Raw genomic sequence first — 21,708 nt, 5'->3', positions numbered from 1 at the left:
CATGGGCGCCGTGCTGGCCGCCGGGGCGGATGCGCGTTCTCACTTCTTGTTGAGGCGGCGCGTCAGCGTTCGGTCCAGCAGGTTGGCGAACGCTTGGATGTCTTTCTGCGAGAGCGGCTTCGGCCCTCGGGTGTCGACGCCCGCCGAGCGGAACTGCTCCATCAAGTCGCGCGACGCTAGCCTGCCGTGCACCGTGTTGTCGTCAAACAGCTCGCCGCGAACCCCGATCGCTACCGCCCCCTTCTCCACGACGCGGGCTGCCAGCGGGACATCGGCCGTGATCACGACATCGCCGGGCGACAGCAGTTCGACGATCCGATCGTCGGCAATGTCGGCGCCGTCGGGCACGGTGATCAGCTGGAACAGCGCCGAAGGGGGGACCCGCATCGTCTGATTCGCGACCAGGGTTAGCTTCAGCTTGAGCCGGCGGGCCGTGCGGAAGAGGATCTCCTTGATGGCGCCGGGGCAGGCGTCGGCGTCGACCCAGATATGGGGCGGATTGCTCGGAGCGTCCGTCATGAGAACTTGCGGGTTAGAGAAATCCGCTTCCGGGCGACATCCACCTCAAGCACCTTAACCTTGACGACGTCGCCAACGGCGACGACCGCGTTAGGGTCACTGACGTACTCGTTGGCCAGTTGCGAGACGTGGATGAGCCCGTCCTGGTGCACCCCGATGTCGGTAAAGGCGCCAAAGTGCGTCACGTTGGTGATCACCCCCTCCAGCACCATGTTGGGCTTGAGGTCGGCCATGCTGTTGATGCTGTCATTGAACTTGACCGCGCGGAACTCGCTGCGTGGGTCCCGCCCCGGCTTGCCGAGCTCGGAGATAATGTCAACGATCGTAGGAATGCCAAACCGTTCATCCACATAGTCTTCCGGACGCAGCTTCTCGCTGAGGGTCGCGTTGCCAACGAGCGCCTTGGCCGTGGTCTGCAAATCGCTCGCCATCCGGTTCACCAACTCGTAGCTCTCGGGGTGCACGGCCGAGTTGTCCAACGGCTGATCGCCGCCGCGGATGCGGAGGAACCCTGCCGCCTGTTCGAACGCCTTTCGGCCGAGCTTCGCGACGGAAGTTAGCTGCCTGCGGTCGGTGAATCGGCCATTGCAATTGCGGTAGTCGACGATGTTCTCCGCCAGCTTGGGTCCGATTCCGGCCACGTGCGAGAGCAGCGGCACGCTCGCCGTGTTGAGGTCGACGCCGACATGGTTCACGCACGACTCGACCACCCGATCGAGGCACTTGCGGAGCTGCGGTTGGTTGACGTCATGCTGGTACTGCCCCACGCCGATCGACTTGGGGTCCGACTTGACGAGCTCTGCGAGCGGGTCCTGCAGTCGCCGTGCGATGCTAATCGCTCCGCGGACCGTGACATCCAGGTCGGGGAACTCGCGGGCAGCCAGCTCGCTGGCCGAGTAGATCGAGGCGCCCGCCTCGCTCACCATTACCCGAGTAATCTCGAGTCCCTGCTCCTTGATCAGGTCGGCGGCGAAGGCGTCGGTCTCGCGTGAGGCGGTTCCGTTGCCGATCGCGATCAGTTCCACGCCGTGTTCTTCGATCAACGCGAGCAGGCTCTTGCCCGCGGCGGCCGTGTCGCTCCGCGGAGGCGTCGGGAAGATGGTGGTGGTTGCGAGAAACTTGCCGGTGCCGTCGACCACGGCGACCTTGCACCCGGTGCGAAAGCCGGGGTCGATGCCGAGCGTGACCCGCGGGCCCGCCGGGGCGGCCATCAGCAGCTCGCGCAGGTTCTTGCCGAACACGTCGATGGCCTCGGTGTCGGCTTGCTCTTTGGCGGTTTGCAGCACGGCGGACTCGGCGGCGGGCAGCAGCAGCCGCTGGTAGCAATCGTCCACCGTCCCGATGAGCTCGTCGTGGAACTCGAACTGCCGATTGCGGACGAGCCGGCGGCGGAGCTCGCCAATCTCCCGAGTCCCCTCCAGCTCTACACCCACGCGTAGGACACCGTCCGCGGCGCCTCGCATCATGGCAAGCAGCCGGTGGGACGGAACCCGTCGGACCGGCTCGCGATGGTCGTGGTACAGCTCGAACTTCTCGGCTTCTTCCTTCTTACCTCGTTTCACCTTGGACGTGATCAACCCGAACGACTTCGCCTGCTCGGTCAGCCAGGTGCGGTTCTCGGGATCGTCCGCCCATTGTTCGGCAATGATGTCCAGCGCCCCCTGCAGCGCCGTCTGCGTGTCGGGCACGCCGCGAGTGGCGTCGACGTAGGGGCGAAGCGTGGCCTGCTTCGACTGCGAAAGCGGTTCTTGTTTGATCAACAGGTCCGCCAGCGGCTGCAAGCCCTGCTCGCGGGCGGCGGTCGCCCGGGTGCGTCGCTTTGGCTTGTAGGGCAGGTAGAGGGATTCGAGCGCACGCAGATCGCCGCAGCCTTGGATCTTGCAGCGCAGCTCGTCCGTCATCAGCCCCTGCTCGGTGATCGACTTCAGCACAGTCGATTTTCGGGCGCTAAGCGTCTTGACGCGATCGAGTGCGTCCTCGATCGCCCGGAGCGCTATCTCGTCCAGACCCTGGGTCGCTTCCTTGCGGTAACGCGCGATGAATGGGATGGTGTTGCCGGAGTCCAGCAGCTCCACCGCCGCCCGTACTTGGGCGGGGGGCAGGCTCAACTCGGCGGCAATTTCCTGGACTGTTTCGGGCGATGCGGGGTCAGAGGGCATCGCAGTTTTCTAGTCGGTATCGCTCCGGAATGGTAGGTCTCGAGTGCAGCTCGCGCTGGTTCTAGCGAATGCGCCCTGACCTGCGAGCGGAAATCTTCTCCTCGACAAAGTCAGGTGAGCCCAAGTGGGTCCGGAGGACGACGCGCTAGACCACGTCCGAGCGGAAGATCGACCGCTTCTGGCTGCCGCTCAGGTCGTTGACCAGCTGCGGGCGGAAGCGGATGCGACGGACCTCTTCCTTGACCGACCAGCAGGGGGCCAGGAAGACGTCGAAGCAGTGATTGCATCGAGCCTTTGCGGCGAAGAAGAATCGATAGACGCGGCGGTCTTGCGTCTGGCTGCGGGTCATCGAACTCGACCCGCACGAAGGACACCTTGCCATCAGAATAACTCCGATGCAATCTCGTCAACGAGTAGGCGCCTGTGCCCTTATTGTCGTCGAGTGAATCGGGTACGCCAAGGGGAACCTGGCGAATTTCAGGAATCAGCAGCCAACGGCCAGCGGCTTGCAAGTACGGCGTGTGCGGCGCCCCTCCAGCGGGGGTGACGCCGAAGAGCGAGTTTTCCGGCGGGGAGGATTAGTCAAGTCCTTCGCACAGCGTCAGACCGTCGACCACGCTGCAGGAGTGGACGTTCTGCTTGCCGGCGAACTCGGGGCAGCGCTCGGGGTACTGCTCGTTTACCGCCGCGCGGAGGGCGTCGACCGCACCGGGTTTGACGATCGCGCCCGAAGCCCCCTTGTCGCCGCCGCCCAGCATCCGCTCGCCCAGCACTCCGGGCACCGTGCGGGCGATCTCGCACATTGCCTCGAGCTCGGGTCCGGAGATCTCGTAGTCGTCACGCAGGCCGTAGCCGTCCTGGCGGAACACCTGCCCGACGGTCGTCAGGTCGCCCCGCCGCCAGGCGTCGAGCATCGTGTCGAACCGCTGCTGGGCCTCGTAGATGTACTTGAGCCGCTTGACGAGGTTGGGCTTGGCGTCGTTAAAGGCGTCGCGGATGGCCTGGTACTGCTCCTCGGTCTTAACGTCGCCGAGGGTCTGGATGCCGAACCGCTCGCGGCACAACGTGGCCATCTCGGCGCACTCCTGGGCGCGGATCTTGTACGTCGACTTTTCCAGTCCGGGCCGGACGGTGCCCGTGTCGAGGCTCACCAGTCGGAACTCCTCGGCGGTCTCCGGCAGCGGCACGTGGTCGATCGAGCCGTCCGACGGCTTGTAGTGCGTCCCCATGCCGGCCTTGGCGAAGTAGATCATGATCTGATCGAGGTTGCCACAGGGGGAGCCGATGTAGTCGTTCTCGACCGCCTTGGCGAGCTCGACCACCGGCATGCCGGTAACGCCCTCGATGCCGGAGCACTCGAGGAAGGTCTCGATCAGGTTCAGGGCGAGCGACGCCGAGCGGGACATGCCGCCGCCGGGGATGTTGCCGTACAGCACGGCGTCGAACCCGCCGGTGAGCTTGTGCCCCTCGCGGCCCAGGATGTAGCTGACCCCGTACGGGAAGCGGGCCCAGGAGTCGGGCGCTTCGCCGGGGGCAGGCGGCTGGTCGACCGGGAAGTCGATCAGACCGTCCTCGGGGAAGTTGGCGCTCTTGAGCCGCACGCGGCCGGAGTCGTTGGGCTTGTAGGCAAGCCAGATGAAGCGGTCGGTGCCGACGCCGAACAGCTCGGTGCCGTTGTAGTCGCCGTGCTCGACCCCTAGGCAGAACCGCGACGACGAACGCCGCACCCGGCCCCCAAGCACGTCCAGCTGGCTTTCTTTAGCGAGCGACGCAAGCTGCTCGCGGACTTCGGCGGGGATCGACTCGGGCATGGCGACACGACAGGGCTAAGGGCGACGCGCCGGAGCCGTAGGCACTGCCGGCGCGAGGATGCAATAGGTAGCCCTACATTGTCGCTAGCCCGGCCGCGGCGAGTCAACCCGCGCGGCGGCCGCCGGTGAGCCCCGCGGCTCAGCAGCGGAAATCCCGCAGCTTGCTGTCGGCGTCGATCACCAGCAGCTCAATCCCGATCATCTCGGCCAGGTCCTCGAAGTGCTCGGTCGTGATCGCCTGGGAGAACACCGGGTGGTGCGACCCGCCGGCGTAGATCCAGGCCGCCGCGGCGGTCTTGAGGTCCGGCAGCGGCTTCCACAGGGCGCGGGCGACCGGCAGCTTCGGGAGCGACTCCGGCGGGTCAAGGCACTCGACCTCGTTGAGGACCATGCGGAAGCGGTCGCCCATGTCGATCAGCGTGGCGTTGACCGCCGGGCCGGCCGGGACGTTGAAGACCAGCCGCACGGGGTCCTCCTTGCCGCCGATGCCGAGCGGGTGGATCTCGCAGCGGGGACGGCCGTCGGCGATCGAGGGGCAGATCTCCAGCATGTGCGAGCCGAGCACCAACTGCTCGCCGCCGGCGGGCAGGTGGTAGGTGTAGTCTTCCATGAACGACGTGCCGCCCGGCAGGCCGGCCGCCATCACCTTGGCCGCACGCACCATCGCCGAGGCCTTCCAGTCGCCCTCGCCGCCGAAGCCGTAGCCGTCGGCCATCAGCCGCTGCGACGGGATTCCGGGCAGCTGCCGCATGCCGGTCAGGTTCTCAAACGTGTCGGTGAAGCCGACAAAGGCGCCCTCGGTCAGGAAGGCGCGGAGGCCCAGCTCGATCCGGGCGGCCTCGCGGAGCGAGTCGCGGCGGCCGCCGTCAGAGCGGAGCTCGTCGGCCATCTCGTACGATTCGTCGTACTCGTTGCACAGGCGGTCGATGTCGGCGTCCGAGGCCGCGCTGATGTGCTCGACCAGGTCGCCGACGCCGAAGCCGTTGACCGAGAAGCCGAGCACCTCTTCGGCCGCGACCTTGTCGCCCTCGGTCACCGCCACGTCACGCATGTTGTCGCCGATGCGGGCGAAGCGGGCGGTCCGCAGGTCGTGCCTGGCGGCCGCGGCGCGGGTCCACGCGCCGACCGACTGCTGCACGTCGTCGTTCTGCCAGTGGCCGGCGACCACCTTCCGCCGCACGCCGAGCCGCGTGCAGATGAACCCGAACTCGCGGCCGCCGTGGGCGGACTGGTTCAGGTTCATGAAGTCCATGTCGATGGACCCCCAGGGGATCTCGCGGTGGAACTGCGTGTGCAAGTGGCACAGCGGTTTCTGCAGCAGCTTCAGCCCCGGGATCCACATCTTGGCGGGCGAGAAGGTGTGCATCCACGCCACCAGGCCGACACACTTGTCCGAGGCGTTGGCCTCGAGGATCACGCGGCGGATCTCTTCGGCGGTGGTCACAACCGACTTGAACACGACCCGCGTGGGGACCGCGTCACTCTGGTCGAGCCCAGCGGCGACTGCGCGCGAGTGGACGGCAACCTGCTCGAGGGTCTCGGGACCGTAGAGGTGCTGGCTGCCGGTGATGAACCAGACTTCGGATTCGTTCACGCTAGGAAGTGCCGACATGAGAGTAGGGGCGTTCTTAAAAAGAGGAAAAAGGTGTTTCGGGCCGCTCGCTGCGGCGTGGGTGAGGTCGCGAGGCGTCGACCCGCCTACTTCTGTCCGTAGTAGGCGTTGGGGCCGTGCTTGCGAGAATAGTGCTTCTGGAGGAGGAAGTCGTCAACGGGCGGCGTGCCCGGGTTGAGCGCGAGGGTGTCGATCGCCATGGCCGCTACTGCCTCGAGCGCCACGGCGTTCTTGACCGACTGCGCGGCGTCCTTGCCCCAGGCAAAAGGGGCGTGGCTGCCAACCAGCACGCCCGGCATCGCCACCGGGTCGATGCCGGAAAACCGCTCGATAATGACGTGCCCGGTGTTGCCCTCGTAATCGGCGTTGATTTCTTCCTCGGTGAGGGGACGTGTCACCGGGATCGAGCCGAAGAAGTGGTCGGCGTGGGTCGTGCCGTAGCAGGGGATCTCGCGGCGGGCCTGCGCGAAGGCGGTCGCCTTGGCGCTGTGGGTGTGGGTTACCCCGCCGACGCCGGCAAACGCCTGGTAGAGCAGTCGGTGCGTGGCGGTGTCGGAGGAGGGCTTGAGGTCGCCTTCAACGACCTGGCCGGTCTCGACGCTCACCAGCACGCAGTGCTCGGGGCGGAGGTCGGCGTAGGGCACACCGCTCGGCTTGATGGCGAATACCTGGCGGTCGTCGCTGAGACCGCTCACATTCCCCCAGGTCAGCGTCACGAGGCCGTGCGCGACGAGATCGAGGTTCGCCTGGCAGACCGCCTGCTTGAGTTGAGTTGTGTTCATGCGGGGAAAAGAAGGGTGCAGAAGCCGCTTGGGCGCAATTGCGTCTGGCCGTAATGTGAGGCTCTAGCCGGTGGGACGCGTCGACCTCCCTATAGTCTCGTTCCAGTCGGCCATTTTTTGAACCGTTTTTGTCGCCTTTTTTTAGGAATTTTACATTTCTGGGAGTTCGGTTTTGTGATGTGACGGGCGTGCGGAACTGTCACGGCCCCGGTGGGCGATTCCGGTGTCGCGGAGCGAATGGCTGGGAGGTGCGACGCGACATTCGGTCGCACGACTTTTTTCTCTGCGACTCTTCTCGGAGACCGCCGGCACGCTGCTGCGTCGGGCCAAGATGACGAAATGTCGCCCCCGACCTTATCTGGCAGCACGGCCACCTCAGCGGGAGAGCGGCGAGTGGCACACTGATTGCCTACCCCCCGCGATAACGGACATCCAGAGTCGGATGTTTAGTTATCCTTCGTCGCGCATGCCCAAGCTGAAAGAGTTCCTCCGATGCCAGTTTCCCAAACCGCCGAATACGCCCTGCGAGCGGTAACGTGCCTCGCGCAGCACAACACCGCCCAGACGACCCAGAGTATCGCTGGGTGCACGAACGTGCCGCTGAGTTACCTGCCGAAGGTGTTGCAGCCCCTAACGCGTGCAGATATTGTTTCTGCTCAGCGGGGGGTGCGTGGTGGGTACAAGCTTCAGCGCGATCCGGAATCGCTGACGGTTATCGAAGTGGTGAACTGCGTCGACCCGGTGCGTCGGTTTGACTCGTGCCCGTCACACGGCGCCGGCGCCTCTAAGGCGCTGTGTCCACTCCACAAGCTGCTCGACGAAGTGCAGGAATCCATGCAGCGTCGGTTTACTGAAACCACGATTCAAGATCTGGCGTTTGGGCCGGACGGCAAGCCCCTGCGGTGCGGCCAGCAAGAGGCGGACGAAACGTCCGCCAACGGGACCGCCGTGGGCGCCCCCCACGATGTCCCCGACGGCGTCGCGCTCAACGAAGCCAAGTAGTAAATCCCCACCAACCCGATCGTTTTTCTCGCAGGTAATATGACGACGCCCCAATCCGAAGAAGCCGCTCCAGGACTCGAGCGGTTCAGCTACGACGACGCCATCGTGCGGATGTTTGTCACCGCGACCCTGGTGTGGGCGGTGGTAGGCTTCCTGGTCGGCCTGATCATCGCGGCGGAGCTGCCGATGCCGTGGCTCAACGGCGGCCTGGAGTGGATCACCTTTGGGCGGCTGCGTCCGCTGCACACCAACGCGGTGATCTTCGCTTTCGCCGGCAACGCCATCTTCGCGGCCATCTACTACAGCACGCAGCGGCTGTGCAAGGCCCGCATGTTCAGCGACACCCTCAGCCGGCTGCACTTCTGGGGCTGGCAGCTGATCATCGTCAGCGCGGCGTTGACGCTCCCTTTCGGGATCACGCAGAGCAAGGAGTACGCCGAGCTCGAGTGGCCGATCGACATCGCGATCGCGTTGGTGTGGGCCGGCTTCTTTGGCGTCAACTTCTTCATGACGCTGATCAAGCGGCGTGAGCGGCACATGTACGTGGCGTTGTGGTTCTACATCGCCACGATCGTCACCGTGGCGGTGCTGCACATCTTCAACAACCTGGTGGTCCCCGCCGGGCTGTTCAAGAGCTACCCGATCTACGCCGGCGTGCAGGACGCGATGATGCAGTGGTGGTACGGCCACAACGCGGTGGCGTTCTTCCTCACGACGCCGTTCCTCGGGCTGATGTACTACTTCCTGCCGAAGGCGGCCGACCGGCCGGTGTTCTCCTACCGACTGTCGATTCTGCACTTCTGGTCGCTGGTGTTCATCTACATCTGGGCCGGCCCGCACCACCTGCACTACACGGCGGTGCCGGAGTGGGCCCAGTCGCTCGGTATGGTCTTCAGCCTGATGCTGTGGATGCCGAGCTGGGGCGGCATGATCAACGGCCTGCTGACGCTCCGCGGCGCCTGGCACAAGGTGACCGGCGACCCGGTGCTTAAGTTCTTCGTCGTGGCGATTACCTTCTACGGCATGAGCACCTTCGAGGGGCCGATGCTGTCGATCAAGGCGGTCAACTCGCTCAGCCACTACACCGACTGGGGCATCGGCCACGTGCACGCCGGCGCCCTCGGCTGGAACGGCTTCATGGCGTTCGGCATGATCTACTGGCTCGCCCCGCGGCTGTACCAGACCAAGCTGCACAGCCAGGGCCTGGCCAACCTGCACTTCTGGACCGCCACGATCGGCATCCTGCTGTACGTCGTCTCGATGTACGTCGCGGGGCTGACCCAGGGCCTGATGTGGCGGGGCGTCACCGAGTCGGGCCAGCTCGCCTACCCGGACTTCGTCCAGACAACCCGCGCCATCATCCCGATGTACTTCATCCGGCTGCTGGGCGGCACGCTCTACCTAGGCGGCACGCTGGTCGGGTGCTGGAACATCTACCGCACCTGGGCCGCCCGCCCGGCCGAGTACGAGGAGCAGGTGCACGAGGCGCCCGCGCTGAGCGACCTCGACTTCGCCCCCGAGACCGCGCCCGAGTCGGACCTCGAGATGGTCACCGACTACGCCAAGAAGATAGACGTGTGGTCGACCTTCTGGTGGCACCGTGTGTGGGAGCGGCTGCCGGTGAAGTTCACGGTGATGACCACGCTGGCGGTCGCCACCGCTTCGCTGCTGGAGCTGGTGCCGACCTTCGTGATCCGCTCGAACGTGCCGACCATCGCCTCGGTCAAGCCGTACACGCCGCTGGAGCTCACCGGCCGTGACATCTACATCAGCGAGGGGTGCTACAACTGCCACTCGCAGATGATCCGCCCGATGGTCGCCGAAACCAAACGCTACGGCGAGTTCAGCAAGCCGGGCGAGAGCGTCTACGACCACCCGTTCCAGTGGGGGTCGCGGCGCATCGGCCCCGACCTGGCGCGTGAGGGCGGCAAGCAGAACAACCAGTGGCACGTGCTGCACTTCCAGGACCCGGCGCGCATGAACGAGGGCTCGGTGATGCCGAAGTACCCCTGGCTGATGAAGAAGAAGATCGATTTCGAGTCGATCCCGGTCCGCATCGCCGCGATGCAGACCCTTGGCGTGCCGTACGACCAGTACGAGGGCGACGACCGCGACCAGTCGGTCGACGACGCAAAGACGCAGGCGAAGCAGATCGCCGCGGACTTCGTGCAGCAGAACGCCGGCCCCTACCGCACGCTGGACGGCAAGGAGATCGACCTGTCCGACAAACGCGTGGTGGCGCTGGTCGCCTACCTGCAGCGGCTCGGCACCGACCTGTTCGCGGCCCCGGAGGCCCCTAGCAGCGAGGCCCCTAGCAGCGATGCACCCGCCGCGCAGGTGGAGGAAGTGGCCGACGAGGACGCCGCGCCCCCCACGACGGCGATGACCAAACCCCAGAGTGAGGAGCTCAACCGATGAACCAGTCAACAACAGAAACCCTGCTGCGGTTCAGCTCGGTCACGGGCATGCTGATCTTCATCGCGGTGTTCGTCGGCGTGGCGGCCTGGATCCTGACCCGCTCACGCCGGCAGGTCCGCGACTGGTCGCAGATGCCGCTCGAGGACCACGACGCCAGGCCCCACCAATAAACCCAAACCGATCCTACTAAAAATATGTCCAACAACCCCAACGAAGCAGCGGAAGCCGACAAGCTCTCTGGGCACCAGTACGACGGCATTCAGGAATACGACAACCCGACGCCCGGCTGGTGGAACTGGCTGTTCGTGGCGACCGTCGCCCTGGCGCCGGTCTACCTGCTGGTGTTCCACTCTCCGTACCAGGCCAACACGCTGGCCGCGCAGTACGACCGCGCGTACGCCGAAAACCTGCGGCTGCAGTTCGGTGAGATCGGCACCCTGGAGCCGACCCAGGAGACCCTCCTGGAGTACATGGACGACCCGAAGTGGAGCGCCGTCGGGGCGGTGACCTTCAAGACGCACTGCATCACCTGCCACGGGCCGGAGGGCGGCGGCATCTCGGGCCCGAACCTGACGGACAATCGGTACATCAACGTCAAGAAGATCGAGGACATCGCCGGCGTCGTGCAGAACGGCGCCAAGGCCGGCGCGATGCCCGCCTGGGGCAACCGGCTGCACCCGAACGAGGTGGTGCTGGTGGCGGCGTACGTTGCCTCGCTCCGCGGCAAGAATGTTCCGGGCGGCAAGCCGGCCGAGGGGAACGAGATCCCTGCCTGGCCTGAGAGCTAACCACGCCAAACGCCGACTCACGCCCGGCGCCGCCGACAAGAGCAAGAGCATCACCGCCGAATTATGTCCAAAGACCTTCCGCTGCTAGAGCCAGAAGAACGCGTGCTCTCGACGCTCGAGCACGACGGCAGCCGGAGGTGGCTCCACCCACGGCTGGCGAAGGGCGTCTTCTGGGCCCGCCGCCGGATCGTCGCGTACGTGCTGATCGCGGTCTACGCGTTGCTGCCGTTCATCAAGATCGGCGGCAAGCCGGCGATCTTGCTCGATGTCGCGAACCGCGAGTTCACGTTCTTCGGCTTCACCTTCCTGCCGACCGACACCGTGTTGCTGGCGGTGTTCATGGTGATGCTGTTCTTGTCGATCTTCTTCGTCACGGCAATCGCCGGCCGCGTGTGGTGTGGCTGGGCCTGCCCGCAGACCGTCTACCTGGAGTTCGTGTTCCGCCCGATCGAGCGGTTCTTCTCCGGCCGGAGCGGCAAGGGCGGGGCGCCCGACATGAAGGTGGCCGGGCCGTGGAAGGCGGTGATGTACCTGGTGTACTTGGCGATCTGCCTGCACCTGGCGAACACGTTCCTGGCCTACTTTATCGGCGCCGACAAGCTCCACGAGTGGATCTGGACCAGCACGCCGTGGAAGCACCCGGGGTCGTTCGCCCTGGTGGCGGCGATCACCGGCCTGATGATGTTCGATTTCTGCTACTGGCGTGAGCAGCTGTGCATCATCGGCTGCCCCTACGGGCGGTTCCAGTCGGTGATGCTCGACCGCTCGTCGGCCATCATCGGCTACGACGAGAAGCGGGGCGAGCCCCGCGGCAAGGGACGCGACCGCGCGGCGGCCGGGCTGGGCGACTGCGTCGCGTGCAACATGTGCGTGGCGGTCTGCCCGACCGGCATCGACATCCGGCAGGGGCTGCAGCTGGAGTGCGTCGGCTGCGCCCAGTGCATCGACGCCTGCGACTCGGTGATGGACAAGATCGGACTGCCGAAGGGGCTGATCCGTTACAGCTCGCAGGCGGCGCTCGACGGGGCTCCGACCAAGGTGGTCCGCCCCCGCGTAATTGTCTACGCGTCGGTCATCTCGCTATTGGCGCTGACGTTCGTGACCCTGCTGGCCACCAAGAGCACGTTCGACGTCGACGCGCTCCGCAATGTTGGCAGGCCCTACCGCACTACCGAGGAGGGGCTCAACGAGAACGTGTTCCGCTTCATCGTCGAGAACCGCACGCACGAGCCCCGCACCTACCGCATCGAGGTGCAGTCGCCCGAGACGGTAGAGATCGCGGGGGGGCCGCTCGAGCTAAGGCTCGACCCGCGTGAGCGGCTGACCGAGCCGCTCCGACTGCTGACCCCGCCAGGCGAGTTCCGCCGCGGCGAACTATCGACCACGCTGCTTATCTCGGACGACGCCGGCGAGCAGCGCACCCACACCCTGCGGCTGATCGGCGACGTCGCCCCGGCGGCTCAGACGCCTGCGGAGAAACCAGAATGAACGACACGCCCAACGAACCAACCTTCTGGCAGCAGATCTGCTGGCCGGTCATCATCTGCGCCCTGCTCGGGGGGCACATGACGATCATGCTGATCGCCATGACGTTCGCGTTGGCGGTCCCCCCCGAGGCGCCCCCCGCGTCCTACACCGACGCCACGCTCGGCCGCCCCGCGACCGTAACCCTTCCCAGCAGCCAGCCCGCTGCGGCCCCACAACGCTAACGGCCCTCGAACGGCCGAGAACCGAAGCCTCGATGTTAGCCCTCACCACCGCTGTCCTGATTGCCAGCCTGCTCGGCTCGCTGCACTGCGCAGGCATGTGCGGGCCATTTGTGGCGTTCGCGGTGAACGACTCAGGCGACACGCCCCAGACCCGGCTCCACCTGGCGTACCACCTGGGGCGGCTGGCTACCTATATGCTGCTCGGCGCCGCCGCAGGAGCCGCCGGAGCCCTGGTCGACCTGACCTCGACGCTTGCCGGCCTGCAGCCGCTGGCGATGGCCGCCGCCGGTGGACTGATGGTGCTGTTTGGCCTGCTCGAGCTGGCCCGCGTCGCTGGGCTGCGGCTCAGGCACACCAAGCCGCCGGCTGTGTGGGTGAAGACCGTGCAAGCCGGGCAGCGGGTCGCGCTGACGCTCCCCCCGGTCCGGCGGGCGTTGGCGATCGGGCTGCTCACCACGCTGCTGCCGTGCGGCTGGCTCTACGCCTTCGCTATCACCGCCGCCGGGACCGGCCAGCCGCTGGCGGGCGCGGTCGTAATGGCGGTGTTCTGGGTCGGCACGCTGCCGATGTTGATCTCGCTCGGCATGGGCCTGCGCGCGGCGATGGGGGTGCTCGGCTCCCGGATGCCGGCGATCACGGCGGCGGCGCTGATCGGAGTCGGCGTCTTCACGCTGGTCGGCCGGGCCGGGCTCGACCCGGCTTCGCTGGCGCGCGCCGCCGCGGCTGCCGAGGACTCGGAGGAATTGGTCCCGGACCCCACTGAACTCCCACCCTGCTGTCGACCGGACGCGGCCGCGGCTACCAATGAGGGCGAGTGATGCCCGTCGCCGCCTTGAAAGAGCAGACCGTGACGCAACCGTCCACGGCGTGTGACCACTGCGGGCTGCCGGTGCCGAAGGGGCTGATCGAGCCCGCCGCCGAGCGGCAGTTCTGCTGCAACGGCTGCCGCACGGTCTACGACATGATCCACGCGAACGGCCTGGACCGCTACTACCGGCTCCGCGAGTCGGTCGCCGCCAAGCCGCGCCGCGGCTCAGCTACCCGTGAGCGGTACGCCGCGTTCGACAGCGAGCAGTTCCTGGCGAGCCAGACCCGCGAGACCGCGACCGGCCGGCGGGTCGCCGACCTGCGGCTTGAGGGCGTGCACTGCGCGGCCTGCCTGTGGCTGGTCGAACGCCTGCCCGACGTTCTGCCCGGAGTCGCCGAGGCGCGGCTCAGCCTGCGGGCCTCGCTGGTCCGCGTTACCTGGGACCCGGCGGCCGTCCCGCTGTCGAAGGTCGCCCAGACGCTCGACCGGCTGGGGTACCCCTCGCACGCGGCGGCGGGCGTTTCGTCCGAGGAGGTCCGCCGGCAGGAGGAACGCCGTCAGATGGTGCGGCTCGGCGTGGCCGGCGCGCTGGCCGCCAACAGCATGCTGCTGGCGCTAGCGCTGTACGCGGGCTTGTTCTCGGGCATCGAGGCACACTTTCAACTGCTGTTCCGCTGGGTCAGCGCCGGCCTTGGCCTAGCCTCGCTCGCGTGGCCGGGGGCCATTTTTTTCCGCGGCGCTTGGGCGTCTCTCCGCACGCGGCGGCCGAGCCTCGACCTGCCGATCGCGCTGGCGTTGAGCGTCGGCGGGGCCGCCGGGTTGGTCAACACGGTGCTCAACCGGGGCGACATCTACTTCGATTCGCTGTCGGTGCTGGTCTTCCTGCTGCTGGTCGGCCGGTGGTTCCAGGCACGGCAGCAACGCCGTGCAGACGAGGCCGTCAACCTCATGTTCTCGTTCGCCCCGTCGAGCTGCCGCGTCGTGCAGGGCGATGAGGTCGTGCAGCGGCCGTCCGACTCGCTGGTGTTCGGCGAGCTGGTCGAGGTCCGCTCCGGCGATCTGATCCCGGCCGACGGGGCGGTCGAAGAGGGCGAGTCCTCGATCAACCAGGCGCTGCTGACCGGCGAGTCGCGGCCGGTGGCGGTCGGCGTCGGCGACAAGGTGTTCGCCGGGGCCCAGAACCTGGGCGGCGTGCTCCGGGTCCGCGTGCTCGCCGCCGGCGAGGAGTCCCGCGTCGGCGGCCTGATGCGTCTGGTCGATCAGGGCGTGCGGGAGAAGCCGCCGATCGTGCAGTTCGCCGACCGGGTCGCGGGGTGGTTCGTGGCGGTGGTGGCCGGCCTGTCGCTGGTCACGCTGGCCGGTTGGTGGGCCCACGCGGGCGGCGCCGTGGCAGTGGATCACACGGTCGCGCTGCTGATTGTCGCCTGCCCTTGCGCGCTCGGCCTCGCGACGCCGCTCACCATGGCGATGGCGCTCGGGTCCGCCGCCCGCCGCAATATGCTTGTCAAGGACGCCCGCGCGATCGAGCGGCTCGCCACGAGCGGCCGGCTGCTGCTCGACAAGACCGGCACCATCACCGCCGGCCGGCCGAGCGTGGTGCAGTGGATCGGCCCCGACTGGCTCAAGGAGGTCGTGGCCGGCGCCGAGCACGACTCGCAGCACCCGGTTGGGGTGGCGCTGCGGCAGGCGTTCGAGTCCGATGACGAGGGGCAGGGCGGCCCGCCGCTCTCAGATATCCAAGAGCGTGGCGACGGCGGCCTCACCGCGGAGCACGGCGGCAAGCGGCTTTCGATCGGCGCGCCGAGCTACTTCCGCCGGCGGGGCATTTCAATCGGCGACCTGTGGAAAGACACCGTCTACGAGCACCAGGCCCTAGGGCAGACGGTGGTGCTGATCGCCGTCGACGACCAATTCCTTGGGCTTGCCGCCCTGGCCGATCAGACCCGCCCTGATGCCGGCGAGGCGCTCCGCCAGCTCGCCGAGCTCGGCTGGGAGCCAAGCATCCTGTCGGGCGACGCGCCGGAGGTGGTGAAGCTCGTCGCCCAACAGGTGGGCGTCCCCAACGAGCGGGCCCACCCGATCATGACCCCCGAAGCGAAGCTCGGGATCGTGCGACAACGCGACGATCAGCGGGGCCCGACCGTCATGGTTGGCGACGGCGTCAACGACGCTGCCGCGTTGGCGGCGGCCGATGTGGGCGTCGCGGTGCACGGCGGGGTCGAGGCCTCGCTCGCCGCGGCCGACGTCTACCTCGCTGAAGACGGGCTCGCGCCGCTGGTCGAACTGACGCGGCTGTCGCGGCGGGCGATGCAGGTGGTCCGCCGGAACCTGGCGATCTCGCTGACCTACAATGTGGTCGCGGTCTCGCTGGCCGCCGCGGGATTGATCACGCCGCTGGTCGCCGCGGTCTTGATGCCGATTAGTTCGGCGACCGTGCTCGCCTCGGCGGCCGCCGGTCTGCGTGGCGGGCGGTGGTAGATCACGGCGAGTCTGCCGCGACGCAGTCCCAAGACAAACACAAAAAAGCGTCGCGGGGCCGGGCCCCGCGACGCTTCGTTACTGGTTCTTGCTGACGCGCCGTAACCGATTGGTCTGGCGCCCGGCGATCGGGCTACTCGAGCTCCGAACCGCCATCCCGCTGCGGCCGACCTCCCTGACCGCGGTTGCCGCGATTGCCACGGGCGTTCTGGCCACCCTGACCGCGGCCGCCCATCAAATCCTGCATCGAGACATCAAGCTTCTCGCCCTGCATCGCGGTGAACTGCTCCTGCTCGGTGCTGGTGAGCAGGCCGAGCATCTCTTTTTCCATCGAGGCCCGCATTTCGGTCGCCTTCTCGCGGAAGCCGTCGCGGTCGCCGGAGCGGAACAGCGACATCATCTCTTCGCGGTTCTTCGCGGCCGCCTTCTCGAGGGCGGACACGGTCTCGCTTGAGAGGCCCAGCTTCGACTGCACGTCCGCAACCAGCAGCGCCCCGGCGCCCTGAATCTGGAGCTTAATCTCCTCAAGCCGTTTTAGCTGACCCTCGTCAAGGATCTTCGCCAGTTTCTCGGTTTCGGCCTTCTGCTGCTCGGTCTGCTGCGCGGCGCGCTCGTCACGCATCTTCTGGCGTTCTTCGTCGGTCATGTCACGGAAGTTGCCCCGCTGCGGGCGCGAGCCACGCTGCTCTTGAGCAAACTCGCGGATCTCGGCGGACTGCTCGTCGGTCAGCCCAATCTCCTGGGCCACCTTCTCGACGCTGAGCAGGCGAATGGCGCCCATCTGCCCGCCACCGCCGCCGCGCCCGCCAAAGCCGCCGCCGCGACCACCGCGGCCTTGGGCCATCACGTCTGTCGCCGCCAACGCCACGACCAGCACGGCCGTCAACGCAATCATCATGTTCCGCATCTTGAAAGCTCCTGTGTTCGATAAGGCCCGCACACGCGTCGCCAGCAAGCGGCCAACGGGCCGCCGAGACCGGGCGAGGTCGTGGCTCGGGCGTCTAGATTCTGAACCCCTGCCTTGGCGGTGGGTTTCGAGAAAAAACGAGAGCCGCACCGTGAGCCGGCCTAGAAGGTGGCCCGTGAGCTGGCTCGTGAGGCTGTCGGCGGCCGCTACAGCGAGCCCGCCGGCGTGGCGTCGCGGAGCTGGTCGGTGGCGTCACGGGCGGCCTGCTGGACGGCTTCCTGCCAGCGGGCCTGGCCGAAACGCTCGTACTCGGGGCGGTTGTAGGCAAAGATCACACCGCGGCTGCTATTTACGACAGCCCCCAGGCCGTTCTGGTCGAACGCCCCCGCGACGTCCGCGGCGGCGCCCCCCTGGGCGCCGAAGCCGGGCACCAGGAACCAGGTGTGCGGCATCGCCTGGCGGAGTTCCGCGAGCTGCTCGGGGTAGGTCGCCCCGACCACCGCGCCGACGATCCCGTAGCCGCATTCGCCGGCGGTCTTCTCGGCCAGGTGCTCAACGTGCTCGCCGACCAGCCGGTACAGCGGCTTGCCGTCAATGAGCTGGTCCTGCCAGAGCTTGCCGCCGGGGTTGGAAGTTTTGACCAGCACGTACAGCCCGGCGTCGCGTTCGATGGCGGTGGTGACAAACGGCGCCAGGCTGTCATCGCCCAGGTAGGGGCTGACCGTTAGCGAGTCGGCGCCCCACGGGCTCTCGCGGCCCAGGATGCCGCGGGCGTAGGCCTCGGCGGTAGAGCCGATGTCGTTCCGCTTGCCGTCGAGGATGACCTGGATCCGGTTGCCGTGGGCGCGGGCGATGACGTCGCCGAGGGCGGCCATTCCGGCAGGGCCGAGTTCCTCGAAGAACGCCGCCTGCGGCTTGACCGCGGGGACAATTTCGGCCACGGCCTCGATCACGCCGATCGAGAACCGCCGGTACGCCTCGGCCTTGTCGGCGAGCGATTCCCCCTGACGCAGCGCGTCGGGCAGCTGGTCCCACCGCGGATCGATGCCGACGACCAGCGGGCTCTTGTGGCTGCGGACAAGTTCGGCGAGCGTATCGGCGTAATTCGGCACGGCGGGCTGATAGTTGGGATGAGGGGATTCGAGCCCCCACAGGATAGCCAATCGCCCGGCCGAAGCGTAGGCCGCGGCTAGCCAACAAAGCTCTCCGCGGGCGACGGGCGGCGCATCATCTCTTCAGGCAGGCGACGCGGGGCGGACCCCTGGTGGTCTTCCTGCACCGAGGGCGGCAGGATCTCCAGCAGCAGGCTGAATAGTGTCGGCACCAGCAGCAGCGTGAAGATGGTCGACACGATCAGTCCCCCTAGCACCACGCTGCCGATACCGCGGTACAGCTCGCTGCCGGCGCCCGGGAAGAGCACCAGCGGCAGCAGGCCGAGCACCGTCGTGGTGGTGGTCATGAAGATCGGGCGGATGCGGGTGCGGACGCTCTCCAGGATGGCGTCGCGTGGCGTCATGCCGTCCTCGCGGAGGTGGATTAGCGACTGGTGCACAATCAGGATCGGGTTGTTTACCACGGTGCCGATCAGCACCACGAACCCGAGCATCGTCAGCACGTCGAGCGGCTGCAGCACGAACAGGTTCAGGACCCACAAACCGAGCACGCCGCCCGCGGCGCCGAGCGGCACGCTGAGGATGATGATCAGCGGGTACATCCACGACTCGAACAGCGCGGCCATCAGCAGGTAGGTGATCAGCAGCGCCAGCATCACGTTAAAGCGGAGGGCCTTCCAGGTCTCGCTGAGCTTGTCGGCGGTGCCGGCCAGCGCGATGCGGTAGCCCCCCTCAAGCTGGCCGCTCGCCCTCAGCGGGGCGACGATCTCTTCGTCGATCCGTTGCATGGCGTCCTCGAGCGCGACGTTTTCCGGCGGCGTCACCTGCAGCGTCACCGAGCGGACCTTCTCGCGGTGGTTGATCTGTTCGGGGCCGCTGCCATAGGCGATGTCGGCCACCGCGCTGAGCGGCACCAGCTGGCCGTCGGGCGTGGCGATCGGCGCCGAGTCGAGCCGCTGCGTGCGGTCGGCAAACCGGCCCTCGCTCATCACCGTGAGGTCGATTTTCTTGCCGCCCTGGTAGTAGTCGCTCACGTAGGCGCCGTCGACAATCACGTTGACCGCGAAGCCGAGGTCCTGAGCCGGCATCTCGACCGCCCGGGCGTTGAGCGACTTGGTCGTCACGTGCAGCTCGGGGCTCGACAGGTCGAGGCTCGGCTTCGGCAGCACCTGCCAGCCGAAGTAAGGCGAGGTCGGATCGGTTGGCCTCAACGTGCCAAACATCTGGCCGCCAATACCGACCAGCTTCTCGACCTTGGGGCCGGTGATCTCGATGTCGACCGTCCGCCCGGCGCTCAGGCCGTTCTCGAACAGGCTGGTCTGTTTGGCGATGCCGAACGCGCCGGGGGACTTACGCAGCGCAGGCGACAGCAGGTCGACCAGCTCGCCCGACCGGAGCGGGTCGAGCGCACGCACGCCCATGAACACCGAGCGACCACGGACCACGAAGAAGTAGTCGTAGATGCCGGGCGCGTCGAGGTCTTTGACATTCACGCCGGGCTCGACGTCCCAGTACGGCTTGAGCTCCGCCTCGACCGTGCGTCCGAGCTCGAGCAGCTGGTTGATGTTGTAGCCGGGCGGGGGCACCACAAACCCAATCACCAGGTTGCGGTTTCCTGTCGGCAGGTACTCGACGCGGGGCCACAGCGACCAGCTCAGTCCGACCGCCAGGCCAATCAGCAGCACCACCGTGGCCAGCTTGCGGAGCACGCCGCCCTGGGCCCAGCGGTTGACGGCGACCACCGAACCGATCAGGCCGCCGCCGACCCGGTTGAGCGCCCTGGCGGTGGCTGGAGGGCGGGGTTCCTCGGCAGGTTTGCCGTCGGGGCCGGTCGAGCGGTGTTGCTTGAACAGCCGGCTCGCGGCTGTGGGGATCAGCGTGACCGACACGACCAGCGACAGGCCAACCGCCGCGCTAATGGCGAGCGCGATGTCGCGGAACAGCTGCCCCGCCTCTTCTTCGACGAACACGACCGGCAAGAACACCGCGATTGTAGTGAGCGTTGACGACAAGACCGCGCCCCACACCTCTTGGGTACCCCGCACCGAGGCGACCAGCGGCGACTCGCCGAGCGACGTGTACCGACGGTAGATGTTCTCGAGCACCACCACCGCGTTGTCGACCAGCATGCCGACTGCGAACGCCATTCCGGCCAGGCTGATCACGTTCAGCGAACGCCCTAGGCCCTGCAGCACTAGGAAGGTGCCGATGATGCTCACCGGGATCGCCAGGCCGACGACCAGGGCCCCGCGGGCGAACCACAGCCCGGCGCCGACCATCAGGGCCAGGCTTACTACGAACCACCACGGGCTGACGTAGACCGACGCGACCGCGGTCGCCAGCACCAGCGGCGCCACCATTAGCGTGCGGAAGCCGAGGTGCAGGAACGCCATCAGCACGACCATCGTCAGGGCGCCGCCAACAAAGATGTTCTGCTGCACAAGGTTGACCGACGACTCGATGTAGTCGGTCTCGTCGTACACCTGGGCGAGGGTCAGGCCCTTGGGGTTGAGGATCTCGGTGTTGAGGTAGTCGTTGACCTCGTGCAGGCCGGTCATGACGTCGATTACGTTGGCGCCGGTCTCGCGGACGACGTTCACCGCGATGTTTTCCTCGCCGTACCGGCGCACCAGGCCGTCGGGCTTCTTGAAGCCGAACCGCACGTCCGCCACGTCCCGCACGTAGACCGGGGCCCCGTCGCGGACCGCCAGCGGCAGCTCCAGCACCCGCTGCGGCGAGTCGAAGCGGCCGTCCAGGCGCACGACGTAGCGGTTCTTGCCGTCCCAGATGTCGCCCGCCGAGGTGTTCTTGTTCTCCAGCCGCAGAACGTCCCGCAGGGCGGTGAGCGTGACCTGGCGGGCGGCCAGGCGTTCCATGTCGACGATCACCTGCAGCTCTTCCTCGAGGCCGCCGATCACGTTGGACTGCGCCACGCCGTCGACGTTCTTGAAGCGGTCGGCCAGCTCGTCCTCGGCGAACCGCTTGAGTTGGTCGACCTTCAGGTCCTCCGGTGGCAGCAGCGCCGTCGCCTCCGGGTGCTCGGCGGCGAGCTCCCGCAGGCGGTACATCCGCAGGCCGATGTTGGTGGTCGCCTTGATCCGAGCGAGCTGGCTCTTTAGCGCCGGGTGGGCCTCCGCGAACGCCTGGATCGCGGCGTCGTCGGCCGGCAGGACGCTGAGGATGAACCAGGCGATCGGCCGGCTCGAGCTGTTGGCCGACGACACCACCGGTAGATCGACATCTTCTGGGTACTCAGGAACCTGGCTCAGCGCGCTAGTGACCTTGGCCAGGGCGCTGTCCATGTCCTCGCCGACGGCGAACTCGAGCGTGATCTCGCCGGACGAGTCTTTGCTCTCCGACGACATCTTCTGCACGCCCTCGACGCCCTTGAGCTGGTCCTCCTGCTCAATAACGATCTCCTGCTCGACCTCGGCCGGGCTGGCGCCGGGCCAGCGGGTCGTGATCGTGAGGGTGGGGGTCTCGACCTCGGGGGTGAGCTGCATCGGCAGCTTGGTCATCGCCACGGTGCCGAACAGCACCACCAGCAGGACGCCGACGCTCACCTTGACCGGGTTGCGGACTAGCGATTCGACGATGTTCATA

At 67.1% G+C, this 21,708-nt stretch carries 17 protein-coding genes; 8 read left to right on the top strand and 9 right to left on the bottom strand.

Annotated features, from left to right (window positions below):
• Nucleotides 1–39: 39 nt before the first annotated feature.
• From Pla123a_RS22455 to araD, 6 genes are all read right to left on the bottom strand, one after another.
• Entirely contained in the window at nucleotides 40–519 is a 480-nt protein-coding gene (locus Pla123a_RS22455; RefSeq protein ID WP_146591235.1) for a YaiI/YqxD family protein, read from the bottom strand.
• On the bottom strand, nucleotides 516–2,678 hold the full coding sequence (locus tag Pla123a_RS22450; protein WP_146591233.1) for a Tex family protein: 2,163 nt from the start codon (nucleotides 2,676–2,678) through the stop codon (nucleotides 516–518). The genes Pla123a_RS22455 and Pla123a_RS22450 overlap by 4 nt, the downstream gene beginning before the upstream one ends.
• Before the next feature lie 145 nt (nucleotides 2,679–2,823).
• Complete coding sequence (locus tag Pla123a_RS22445; protein WP_146591231.1) at nucleotides 2,824–3,027, bottom strand: hypothetical protein; 204 nt, start codon at nucleotides 3,025–3,027, stop codon at nucleotides 2,824–2,826.
• A gap of 229 nt (nucleotides 3,028–3,256) precedes the next feature.
• Nucleotides 3,257–4,489, bottom strand: coding sequence for a galactokinase (locus Pla123a_RS22440; RefSeq protein ID WP_146591229.1), 1,233 nt, complete (start codon nucleotides 4,487–4,489; stop codon nucleotides 3,257–3,259).
• Between the two features lie 139 nt (nucleotides 4,490–4,628).
• Entirely contained in the window at nucleotides 4,629–6,083 is a 1,455-nt protein-coding gene (araA, locus tag Pla123a_RS22435; RefSeq protein WP_231956597.1) for an L-arabinose isomerase, read from the bottom strand.
• A 104-nt stretch (nucleotides 6,084–6,187) separates the two neighbouring features.
• Nucleotides 6,188–6,883: an L-ribulose-5-phosphate 4-epimerase AraD gene (gene araD, locus Pla123a_RS22430; RefSeq protein ID WP_146591225.1), complete on the bottom strand. Its 696-nt coding sequence runs from the start codon at nucleotides 6,881–6,883 to the stop codon at nucleotides 6,188–6,190.
• A gap of 492 nt (nucleotides 6,884–7,375) precedes the next feature.
• Here araD and Pla123a_RS22425 point away from each other — a divergent pair, with 492 nt between their 5' ends.
• From Pla123a_RS22425 to Pla123a_RS22390, 8 genes are all read left to right on the top strand, one after another.
• Entirely contained in the window at nucleotides 7,376–7,885 is a 510-nt protein-coding gene (locus Pla123a_RS22425; protein ID WP_146591223.1) for an RrF2 family transcriptional regulator, read from the top strand.
• A gap of 39 nt (nucleotides 7,886–7,924) precedes the next feature.
• Nucleotides 7,925–10,303, top strand: coding sequence for a cytochrome-c oxidase, cbb3-type subunit I (gene ccoN / locus Pla123a_RS22420; RefSeq protein WP_146591221.1), 2,379 nt, complete (start codon nucleotides 7,925–7,927; stop codon nucleotides 10,301–10,303).
• Entirely contained in the window at nucleotides 10,300–10,473 is a 174-nt protein-coding gene (locus Pla123a_RS22415; protein WP_146591219.1) for a cbb3-type cytochrome oxidase subunit 3, read from the top strand. Before ccoN ends, Pla123a_RS22415 begins: the two co-directional genes overlap by 4 nt.
• A 24-nt stretch (nucleotides 10,474–10,497) precedes the next feature.
• The gene (locus tag Pla123a_RS22410; protein WP_146591217.1) at nucleotides 10,498–11,091 is read left to right on the top strand and encodes a cbb3-type cytochrome c oxidase N-terminal domain-containing protein; all 594 of its coding nucleotides are present in this window, start codon (nucleotides 10,498–10,500) and stop codon (nucleotides 11,089–11,091) included.
• 63 nt (nucleotides 11,092–11,154) lie between these two features.
• Nucleotides 11,155–12,579, top strand: coding sequence for a cytochrome c oxidase accessory protein CcoG (ccoG, locus tag Pla123a_RS22405; RefSeq protein WP_146591215.1), 1,425 nt, complete (start codon nucleotides 11,155–11,157; stop codon nucleotides 12,577–12,579).
• Nucleotides 12,576–12,800 carry an archaellin/type IV pilin N-terminal domain-containing protein gene (locus Pla123a_RS22400; protein WP_146591213.1) on the top strand — a complete coding sequence of 75 codons (225 nt, stop codon included), beginning with the start codon at nucleotides 12,576–12,578 and terminating at the stop codon, nucleotides 12,798–12,800. The genes ccoG and Pla123a_RS22400 overlap by 4 nt, the downstream gene beginning before the upstream one ends.
• A 32-nt stretch (nucleotides 12,801–12,832) precedes the next feature.
• Complete coding sequence (locus Pla123a_RS22395; RefSeq protein WP_146591211.1) at nucleotides 12,833–13,618, top strand: sulfite exporter TauE/SafE family protein; 786 nt, start codon at nucleotides 12,833–12,835, stop codon at nucleotides 13,616–13,618.
• Nucleotides 13,618–16,086: a heavy metal translocating P-type ATPase gene (locus Pla123a_RS22390; protein WP_146591209.1), complete on the top strand. Its 2,469-nt coding sequence runs from the start codon at nucleotides 13,618–13,620 to the stop codon at nucleotides 16,084–16,086. The genes Pla123a_RS22395 and Pla123a_RS22390 overlap by 1 nt, the downstream gene beginning before the upstream one ends.
• 133 nt (nucleotides 16,087–16,219) lie before the next feature.
• Here the strand turns inward: Pla123a_RS22390 and Pla123a_RS22385 are convergent, their stop codons facing one another.
• The 3 genes from Pla123a_RS22385 to Pla123a_RS22375 form a co-directional block, all read right to left on the bottom strand.
• Nucleotides 16,220–16,993, bottom strand: coding sequence for a hypothetical protein (locus Pla123a_RS22385; protein WP_146591207.1), 774 nt, complete (start codon nucleotides 16,991–16,993; stop codon nucleotides 16,220–16,222).
• Between the two features lie 206 nt (nucleotides 16,994–17,199).
• Nucleotides 17,200–18,105 (bottom strand): orotidine-5'-phosphate decarboxylase, encoded by a 906-nt coding sequence (pyrF, locus tag Pla123a_RS22380; RefSeq protein WP_146591205.1) that lies wholly within the window; start codon nucleotides 18,103–18,105, stop codon nucleotides 17,200–17,202.
• Nucleotides 18,106–18,182: 77 nt separating this feature from the next.
• Nucleotides 18,183–21,707: an efflux RND transporter permease subunit gene (locus tag Pla123a_RS22375; RefSeq protein WP_146591203.1), complete on the bottom strand. Its 3,525-nt coding sequence runs from the start codon at nucleotides 21,705–21,707 to the stop codon at nucleotides 18,183–18,185.
• Between the last annotated feature and the right edge of the window lies 1 nt (nucleotide 21,708).

This window comes from Posidoniimonas polymericola (assembly GCF_007859935.1).
In the GTDB taxonomy this organism is placed as follows: Bacteria; Planctomycetota; Planctomycetia; order Pirellulales; family Lacipirellulaceae; genus Posidoniimonas; species Posidoniimonas polymericola.
Note: the sequence above shows the minus strand (reverse complement) of the source record. Positions and strands in the feature narration are given on the sequence as shown.